Genomic DNA, 9,290 nt, shown 5'->3' on the forward strand with positions numbered 1-9,290 from the left:
CTTTCGCGCTCGACGACCGAGGGCGGGTATGGCAACGCCAATGCGATTCGCTTCGAGGATAAGAAGGGGAAGGAAGAGCTGTGGATTCACGCGGAGAAGGATCTACGCACGGAGGTGGAGAACGACGAGAGTCACTCCGTCGAGCATGACCGCAGAAAGAACGTCGAGAACGACGAGACGACGACGATCGGGCATGACCGCGCAGAAACGGTGGGCAACAATGAGCAGGTCACGATCAACCAGAACCGCACGCACGACATCGGACGCAACGCGTTTCTGACCGTGGGCCGCAATTACGCGATCAAGGTCGATAAGGACCTGATCGAAGACGTCGGCAATCACCGTCACGAAAAGACGGCGGTAGATTACACCATCGAAACAGGCGGCAATACCCAACACTCCGTTCAGGGCCACCACAAGCTACAGGCCGGGCAAGGGATCGAGCATAAGACCACCGTCTTCGAACTGAGCGGAGCCGAGCGCATGGTAATCAGAGGTCCGGGCGGCACCATTACGATCGACGGCGGTGGCGTGACCATTGAAGGCGCATCGATCAAGCTGAAGGGCGCCGTGTCGCAGTCGAGCGGTAGCGGCAATGGGCTGTCGATGAGCGGTAGTCCCGCGTCTGGAGCCGTCGTCAACTGTGCGGAGCGTGCGTGATGACCTTGCCAACTTCGCAAGACGTGCTGATGAGCGCGCACAACAAGGCTGAGTACTTTTATCTCTTGGTCGATCCACTGGCCGGATGCGACGACTACACGCCTGTCGCGCCGGAAAATCTCGCGGCAAAGTTCGGTGACAGCGCGCTGACGATCGTGCCGCGCGCCGACCTCGCTCACGACGAAGACGCGTGTCCGCGACTTGTCACGCTATCGGAACCGGGCGCCTCGCCCGATGCCGCGCTGCTCGATGCATCGGCTCGCTATGCGTTGCGCGATGCCGGGTACGACAAGCGTTACTTGTGCGCATGGCTTTCAAGCGCCGAACCGCCTTATGCGGTGGCTTCGGGCATCGCAGACCGTTGCATCGTGAAAGCCGACAACGTTGAGCGCTTCGTCCCGTTCTTCGAGCCGGTGCGCATGGAATTGCTTCTTGCCACCTCCATTGAGGATGCCAACCTGTATCGCGGTCCGATAAGCGATTGGCTCTATCCCGACGCAAACGGCCACATCACGCGTTTGCGGCAAGCCAAGACCCATGCGGACCGGATCTCGGACAAGAGCCTCTCGGTGCAGGCCGGTGCGCCGTGGGTTGCGCGCTTGCTGTCAGCGTGGCGCAACACGATACGGTCGGAGGAGCTTACTTACGCTCCGGCACGTTGGCAGGGGCCGACTCTGTTGCCACCCGACGCCACCATTCAGGCATACCGCCAGTTGCGCGATGCGAGCGATATGGGGCTCACGAGCCTCGAGGATCAACTCGTATTCAGCCTCCACCGCTTGTACATGCATCCGCGCCTGGAGACGCACCCGCAAGTCCGTGCCGCGATCGCGCGCGCGGCAGCTGGCGAGACGTCGCTGGCGGCGCAATTCGACAATTACAGCGACGCCATGTGGGCACAGATCGTCGCAACTCTGCCGTAAGGAAGCAAAACCGTGGGTGGATCAACTGCAGTCAATCAGGGCGCACAGCAGGCGTCACAGTGTCAACCGGGTCAATGCAAATCATGCGAGCGCACGGGCATACCGGTGCTGCCGTTGCGCTTTGCGCCGACGCCGGCAATCGGCGCGAAGTTCAATCGCGGTATCGATGCGACGTTTCAGGACAACAACCTGCGCACGCTGCGCAAGGGTTACGTGTACGTGCTGCTCGACAAGACGATCTGGCAGGCGTATCAGGTGACGCCCGAAGGCGCGTTGCGGCAGTTCGATCCGTTGCAGCCGCCACGGGGCGATGCGAAGACGCTGTCCAAGGCGTGCATCACGGAAAACCACGACGTACCGGCTTCGTTTATCAACATCGATGGCAAGTACAAGGTGGCGCAGATCGCGTTCGCCAACGATGCGTGGCCGAAGAAAGTGCTGGACGATTACCGCACGGGTAAGTCGCCCGCCACACGGTTCTCGACATACACGATCGAGCAGTTCAAGACTGATCCGTCGAAGGCCGGCGCTTCGAAGTCGGATGAGGCGTTCGGCATGACGCAGACGCTCGACCTGATGAAGAAGGTGTGGGAGTACGCGCCGGGATCGAAAGACTTCGACAGCGTGCATGGGTTTTACTCGCGTGCGAACCGTGTCGCAGCCATGCAGGCGTTTGTGACGGCGAGTATCAAGCAATACCAGCTAAAAAACGGCGTGCCGGTGGTGTTGCTGCATGACGCCATTGGCGCCACGCTTGAATACAATTCCCTGCGTAACCTCTGCACAAAGGCGTTGCAAGAATATACGTCCGAGCCGCTGACCGCATACAAGTACTTCACGTCTCAAGCGTTGATCGGACTAAAAGACCAGGAAGCGAAATGGGCCGCGCAGGAAGCTCCGGCGTTGGTGCAAGCGCGGGTGGACCAACAGACAAAGTGGAACTCAAATCCCGTTCTGGCCGCAAAGGCCGCCTTGCCACCCGTGGATGTGCCGGCGGAAACGAATCGCGTCACTGCCGACATGACGCACGATGCGCATGTTCGTCTCGAAGACCCTTACAGGGAAAAGGACCGGAAGGCGTTTCAAGACCAGTACGATCGCACTGTCAATAACCTACAGAGGCAGATTGACCGTTTCGGACAGATCCTCGCTCAATGGTGCGAAGCAGAACGATGGATGAAGTCGTGCCATCACGACTACGACGGCGACGATTTGACTTCGAATTCGGGTTGTGACTATACGCGCATGATGGCGAAGTGCGTCGTAGGAGGACCGAGTGAAGCACCTGAGCCAACGGATCCGAAGAACCCGGACAAGACGCCGCCGCTTAAGGGGGCGACGCGCATTCTGTGGAATAAATGGCTCAACCACAAGAACAGTCCTCTATACCAGGCATTGCTCGCGAAGAATACCAATTTCCTGGCGGGCCTGGCTCCGAGCTTTGACGCTGGCGGTAATGCGACTCTGAATGACTTCAGCAAGATCTATGAAGCGTTCAAAAGTGCCCAAACAAGTGCCGACGTGGGGGCGAAATTCATGCAGCCGGCACTGCAACAGTCGGTCGGTGCGCTGATGCTCTCGATCAACAGTGCGGCAGCGAGTCTCCGACCGCATCTCGCTAAAGGTGTGGATCGAGGCGTGCGTCATATGAATATGGCGGTTGCAAAACTGTACTTGAACCGTGTAGTGACGCGAGTGACCGTCGAGTTGACAGTGACGGAATACTTCAAGCTTCTCAGCGATCAGTTACATGAGGGAATGAAGAAGACAGGCAAGACGGTGCGTGCGCTAATACTTGGTGGACTGACTTCGTTTCCCGATCCGGCCGTCAGAAACCGCTTGATCAAGGTAGGACTGTGGACCTTTGAGACCGCTGAACAAGTGAAGGCGCGGCTACTGAAAACTGTATCGAGCCGGGGGCAGAACGTCAGTGATACCTTCGGTCGAGTTTTGGAAGGATTGGAGACGTTTGAGCCGAACGCAATCGCCGTGTTGAAAAAAATTGAGGTCGGTGGCGGGAAGTTATATCAGTTTGCCTCGGCTACCCAGAACGCGCTTCGAGGGAACGCTGCCGGAGGAGAGATTCTTCTGGCGTTTCTGTCGCTGTACGGACAGTTGGACGGCCTGTCGACCAGCATGAATTCTCTGAAGACGGCGGTTGGCGCCAGCTATCAGGAAACGCTGATCGGCGCGTGGTCAGCGTCCGTAGGTGTGTTCGCCTCTGGTGCAGAGTTGGCAGGGAAGTCGGTGAAGGTTGTTGCCGAAAACCTGGCGCCTGTGTTCAAGGAGGGAGGCGCGGTCGCGTCTGGTCTTGAGGGCGCGGCAGGCGTCGCCAAATTCGTAGGCGAAAAGGCCGGGGTGGTGGGCGCGCTGTCAAGTTTCGTCGATGCGGCACAGGATGGCTTTGCAGCGGTTCGAGTGGCGCGGCAAGGTGATGACGGCGCCACCTTTCGCTATGGTTTCGCCGCCACACTTTCCGTTTTCTCCGGCATCTTTGGAGTTGCTGGAGCGGCGGCTGTGGAAGCAACGTTGCTCGGACCGGTGGGCATTGCGGTAGTGCTCGGACTTATGGCCTACGGGTTTGTCCAATTGGCCAAACAGGCAGAGTCAACAATGCCAGACCTGTGGGCGCGCCGTTGCTATTTTGGAGATCACAAAGGAAATCTGAAGCCATGGAACAAGCCGAGCGATCAGGATGAAGCTATCGCTACACTAAACGCAATCTTGCTTGGCATCAGTGTCGACGTGGTGTTTCGGCCCTCGCTCCAAACATTGGAAGGCGCAGCAGCGTTGACTGACGCGGTCGCTTTCGGTCTGGGCTACGATCTGGTATATCGCATCGTGCTGCCCAAGTTCAACCCTGCAGTTTCTGCTTATGCTTTCAGTGTGAGCGTAGCTCGTCATACTGGTGCCACGCAGATGCTCGTGTGTAGGCAGCAAGGTACCACGGCCTTGGCCACAATTACCGGAGCGTTAAAGGCTGCGCGCGATTACCATGGCGATACATTAGAGCCGGTGGTGTTCCAAAAGGCGGATCCGCAAGCGATAACCGGTGCTATCCGACTAAATGGTCCGCAGGAAGGCGGCAACGACGTCGTCAGCGCCCAGGTTCACGTCAAGTACTACCCCGATCGGCTAGACGAAAGTGGGTTTGCTGAACTGACCGTTCAGGAGACATTCTGATGCCGAATCCGCTGCCATTGCTTAATCCCCCTGCGCGTGGCTGGCGACGCGACTTGCCCGCCCCAGACGCGCCTCTGCAGGCGACACCGAGTTTGTCCTTCACCGCGCCAAACCATGTGGACGAGATCTATCTTGAGTTGTCGAGGTCTTATCTAGATATGCGAGGACTGGTGTTTTGGCTCTCGTTCGTCGGTTTTGCTTGTACGGCCTGCATGGTCTTTCTTGCCTGTACCATTAGTGGCGACTTGTCCGCAACGATGATGGCGATCGGCTGCTCACTGTTAGGTGTTTGGACCGGCTTATTCGCATTCCGAATGGACGTTTCCCCGCCTCGCGACCTTCCTATACGCTTCAATAGGCAGCGCCGCAAGATGTACGTTTACGAGTTTGAACCTATTTGGTGGAACCCGTTCACACGATGGCCGGTAAGGGCCGTCGCCTACGACTGGGACGACGTTCGCGCCGAAGCCTGGTCTCAGGGAGGAGCGACGAGTGGAGGCGTGTACTTCACGAAGTCCGGCGTCGTCTTGTCAGTAGTGAGACCAGGGACGAACGAAGTCATCGACCGCTTCCAGTTGCGTGCGAAGTCAGCCGACGAACGCGCATGGGCCTATATCTGCACGTACATGCAGAAGGGGCCGCAGGCACTTCCGCCTTCCAAGTGGCAGCCGCGTGACTGGAACAACGAGCCGACGGCGAACTTGGCTCGTCTGCTGGCTCCAAGGGTGAAATGGCCCGCAGAAATGGATATCGAATCAAGAACTGCGCCGTCGCAGCACAACTGCCGAGATTTTGAAGAGCGTGCGGTGGTCCGGAATATTTCGGTTCAAGGAGAGTAGATGCGATGCGCGCAATCGTTCTTCTCGGACATCATCACGAATGTCCTCAGCATGGGAAAGGTGTGGTAATCACAGCCTCGACGGGTCTTAAGATCAACGGAAGACAGGCTGCGGGCGTCGGCGATCTGACCAGTTGCGGTGCCGTGATTCAAAGTGGCTCTTCGTCAGCATCCTTTGGCGCTCGATGCGTTGCGCGAGTAGGCGATACGACGAGTCACGGCGGAGTGTTGGTCGAGGGCGACGATAAATTTCTTTTGGAATGAGGCTTCCAACGTGTACTTAACGAAAACTGAAGCTCTCACCGACTTTCGTGAACGCGTAGAGCAAGCCATCGCCGCTTTCGAAGCCAAGTTCGGCACGAAGCCGGCGGTGCTCGTCATGTGCGCCAGCGACGCTGATATTTGGATCGAGGCGCAACGGCGAGGCATCGCACTATCCGAGGATCTGGGGATCAGCGTGGACCCGTTCGCCACCGTGTCGGGGTTGAGAAGCGATATACCGCTGTCCGACGGCGGGCGCGTGTTGCACTAACAAACGCTGTGCGAAAACGCTCGGCGCGCCCAGTCAACGAATCCGTTCGTAGTATGTCGAAGTCATCAATCAAGCTTCCTCCTCAACCGAAAAGCTTCTCGGCACGTGAGCACGCGTCACCTGCCGTGCTCGAGCGAGTGCTGAGCGTGCTGGCCGAGTGGCCCGCGCGTCAAGGATATGACCGAAGCGAGCGCGATGCGCTCGTGCGGGTCTGCGCGGAACGCCTGATCCAGGCATGAGGCGGACGTCTGCTCAATCCCGCCACGCCGGATCTTCAGTCGCTCGAAGTCGAGTGCGAGCGGGGCCACGTTTGGCGCACCGGTTCTGCCAAACTGAAACTCGGCGCGTGGTGTCTCGAATGCGCGCACGACCGCCGGCGCAGTGGTCTCAACGCGATGCAGAAATTGGCGCGCGAACGGAGCGGTCAATGCATTTCCGAAACCTACCGCAACTCGCATGATCCTTTGCGCTGGCGTTGCCGCAATGGCCACGAATGGGAAATGTCGTCGACGAGCGTGCAGGCGGGCAACTGGTGCTCGGCCTGCCTCGACAAGGAGCGTGAGGAGGCATGGCTGCCCCTGCTGCAGGCGCTCGCCCGTCGACGTGGCGGCAAGTGTCTGTCGGACGCCTACGTCGATAGCCGCACGAAGCTGCGCTGGCAGTGCCGGCAAGGTCACGAGTGGAGGCGACGCCCGCTACGTGCGGACCGGATCTCGGACAAGAGCCTCTCGGTGCAGGCCGGTGCGCCGTGGGTTGCGCGCTTGCTGTCAGCGTGGCGCAACACGATACGGTCGGAGGAGCTTACTTACGCTCCGGCACGTTGGCAGGGGCCGACTCTGTTGCCACCCGACGCCACCATTCAGGCATACCGCCAGTTGCGCGATGCGAGCGATATGGGGCTCACGAGCCTCGAGGATCAACTCGTATTCAGCCTCCACCGCTTGTACATGCATCCGCGCCTGGAGACGCACCTGCAAGTCCGTGCCGCGATCGCGCGCGCGGCAGCTGGCGAGACGTCGCTGGCGGCGCAATTCGACAATTACAGCGACGCCATGTGGGCACAGATCGTCGCAACTCTGCCGTAAGGAAGCAAAACCGTGGGTGGATCAACTGCAGTCAGTCAGGGCGCACAGCAGGCGTCACAGTGTCAACCGGGTCAATGCAAATCATGCGAGCGCACGGGCATACCGGTGCTGCCGTTGCGCTTTGCGCCGACGCCGGCAATCGGCGCGAAGTTCAATCGCGGTGTCGATGCGACGTTTCAGGACAACAACCTGCGCACGCTGCGCAAGGGTTACGTGTACGTGCTGCTCGACAAGACGATCTGGCAGGCGTATCAGGTGACGCCCGAAGGCGCGTTGCGGCAGTTCGATCCGTTGCAGCCGCCACGGGGCGATGCGAAGACGCTGTCCAAGGCGTGCATCACGGAAAACCACGACGTACCGGCTTCGTTTATCAACATCGATGGCAAGTACAAGGTGGCGCAGATCGCGTTCGCCAACGATGCGTGGCCGAAGAAAGTGCTGGACGATTACCGCACGGGTAAGTCGCCCGCCACACGGTTCTCGACATACACGATCGAGCAGTTCAAGACTGATCCGTCGAAGGCCGGCGCTTCGAAGTCGGATGAGGCGTTCGGCATGACGCAGACGCTCGACCTGATGAAGAAGGTGTGGGAGTACGCGCCGGGATCGAAAGACTTCGACAGCGTGCATGGGTTTTACTCGCGTGCGAACCGTGTCGCAGCCATGCAGGCGTTTGTGACGGCGAGTATCAAGCAATACCAGCTAAAAAACGGCGTGCCGGTGGTGTTGCTGCATGACGCCATTGGCGCCACGCTTGAATACAATTCCCTGCGTAACCTCTGCACAAAGGCGTTGCAAGAATATACGTCCGAGCCGCTGACCGCATACAAGTACTTCACGTCTCAAGCGTTGATCGGACTAAAAGACCAGGAAGCGAAATGGGCCGCGCAGGAAGCTCCGGCGTTGGTGCAAGCGCGGGTGGACCAACAGACAAAGTGGAACTCAAATCCCGTTCTGGCCGCAAAGGCCGCCTTGCCACCCGTGGATGTGCCGGCGGAAACGAATCGCGTCACTGCCGACATGACGCACGATGCGCATGTTCGTCTCGAAGACCCTTACAGGGAAAAGGACCGGAAGGCGTTTCAAGACCAGTACGATCGCACTGTCAATAACCTACAGAGGCAGATTGACCGTTTCGGACAGATCCTCGCTCAATGGTGCGAAGCAGAACGATGGATGAAGTCGTGCCATCACGACTACGACGGCGACGATTTGACTTCGAATTCGGGTTGTGACTATACGCGCATGATGGCGAAGTGCGTCGTAGGAGGACCGAGTGAAGCACCTGAGCCAACGGATCCGAAGAACCCGGACAAGACGCCGCCGCTTAAGGGGGCGACGCGCATTCTGTGGAATAAATGGCTCAACGACAAGAACAGTCCTCTATACCAGGCATTGCTCGCGAAGAATACCAATTTCCTGGCGGGCCTGGCTCCGAGCTTTGACGCTGGCGGTAATGCGACTCTGAATGACTTCAGCAAGATCTATGAAGCGTTCAAAAGTGCCCAAACAAGTGCCGACGTGGGGGCTAAATTCATGCAGCCGGCACTGCAACAGTCGGTCGGTGCGCTGATGCTCTCGATCAACAGTGCGGCAGCGAGTCTCCGACCGCATCTCGCTAAAGGTGTGGATCGAGGCGTGCGCCATATGAACATGGCGGTTGCAAAACTGTACTTGAACCGTGTAGTGACGCGAGTGACCGTCGAGTTGACAGTGACGGAATACTTCAAGCTTCTCAGCGATCAGTTACATGAGGGAATGAAGAAGACAGGCAAGACGGTGCGTGCGCTAATACTTGGTGGACTGACTTCGTTTCCCGATCCGGCCGTCAGAAACCGCTTGATCAAGGTAGGACTGTGGACCTTTGAGACCGCTGAACAAGTGAAGGCGCGGCTACTGAAAACTGTATCGAGCCGGGGGCAGAACGTCAGTGATACCTTCGGTCGAGTTTTGGAAGGATTGGAGACGTTTGAGCCGAACGCAATCGCCGTGTTGAAAAAAATTGAGGTCGGTGGCGGGAAGTTATATCAGTTTGCCTCGGCTACCCAGAACGCGCTTCGAGGGAACGC

The 9,290-nt window shown here is 58.5% G+C and carries 8 protein-coding genes; all 8 read left to right on the forward strand.

Annotation, left to right across the window (positions count from 1 at the left end):
• The coding region (locus NCR37_RS28135) for a bacteriophage T4 gp5 trimerization domain-containing protein (protein ID WP_502800609.1) at positions 1–660 on the forward strand (660 nt) is incomplete at its 5' end.
• The gene (locus NCR37_RS28140; protein ID WP_250476092.1) at positions 660–1,583 is read left to right on the forward strand and encodes a hypothetical protein; all 924 of its coding nucleotides are present in this window, start codon (positions 660–662) and stop codon (positions 1,581–1,583) included. The genes NCR37_RS28135 and NCR37_RS28140, both read left to right, overlap by 1 nt.
• Positions 1,584–1,595: 12 nt before the next feature.
• A complete protein-coding gene (locus NCR37_RS28145) occupies positions 1,596–4,766 on the forward strand; it encodes a T6SS effector BTH_I2691 family protein (RefSeq protein WP_250476093.1) in 3,171 nt (1,056 codons plus the stop codon).
• Positions 4,766–5,605 (forward strand): DUF6708 domain-containing protein, encoded by an 840-nt coding sequence (locus tag NCR37_RS28150; RefSeq protein ID WP_250476094.1) that lies wholly within the window; start codon positions 4,766–4,768, stop codon positions 5,603–5,605. Before NCR37_RS28145 ends, NCR37_RS28150 begins: the two co-directional genes overlap by 1 nt.
• A 5-nt stretch (positions 5,606–5,610) precedes the next feature.
• Positions 5,611–5,868, forward strand: a complete 258-nt coding sequence (locus NCR37_RS28155) for a PAAR domain-containing protein (protein WP_250476095.1) — start codon at positions 5,611–5,613, stop codon at positions 5,866–5,868.
• Between the two features lie 10 nt (positions 5,869–5,878).
• Positions 5,879–6,136, forward strand: coding sequence for a hypothetical protein (locus tag NCR37_RS28160; RefSeq protein ID WP_250476096.1), 258 nt, complete (start codon positions 5,879–5,881; stop codon positions 6,134–6,136).
• Positions 6,137–6,531: 395 nt separating this feature from the next.
• Positions 6,532–7,221, forward strand: coding sequence for a hypothetical protein (locus NCR37_RS28165; protein WP_250476097.1), 690 nt, complete (start codon positions 6,532–6,534; stop codon positions 7,219–7,221).
• Positions 7,222–7,233: 12 nt separating this feature from the next.
• A partial coding sequence (locus tag NCR37_RS28170) for a T6SS effector BTH_I2691 family protein (protein WP_250476098.1) occupies positions 7,234–9,290 on the forward strand: 2,057 nt, incomplete at its 3' end.

Source organism: Caballeronia sp. GAFFF1, assembly GCF_023630705.1.
GTDB lineage: Bacteria > Pseudomonadota > Gammaproteobacteria > Burkholderiales > Burkholderiaceae > Caballeronia.

Bases quoted from the DNA above. Each gene is read 5' to 3' on its own strand.
- NCR37_RS28140 (WP_250476092.1), top strand. From the start codon at position 660: ATGACCTTGCCAACTTCGCAAGACGTGCTGATGAGCGCGCACAACAAG.
- NCR37_RS28150 (WP_250476094.1), top strand. From the start codon at position 4,766: ATGCCGAATCCGCTGCCATTGCTTAATCCCCCTGCGCGTGGCTGGCGA.
- NCR37_RS28155 (WP_250476095.1), top strand. From the start codon at position 5,611: ATGCGCGCAATCGTTCTTCTCGGACATCATCACGAATGTCCTCAGCAT.
- NCR37_RS28165 (WP_250476097.1), top strand. From the start codon at position 6,532: ATGCAGAAATTGGCGCGCGAACGGAGCGGTCAATGCATTTCCGAAACC.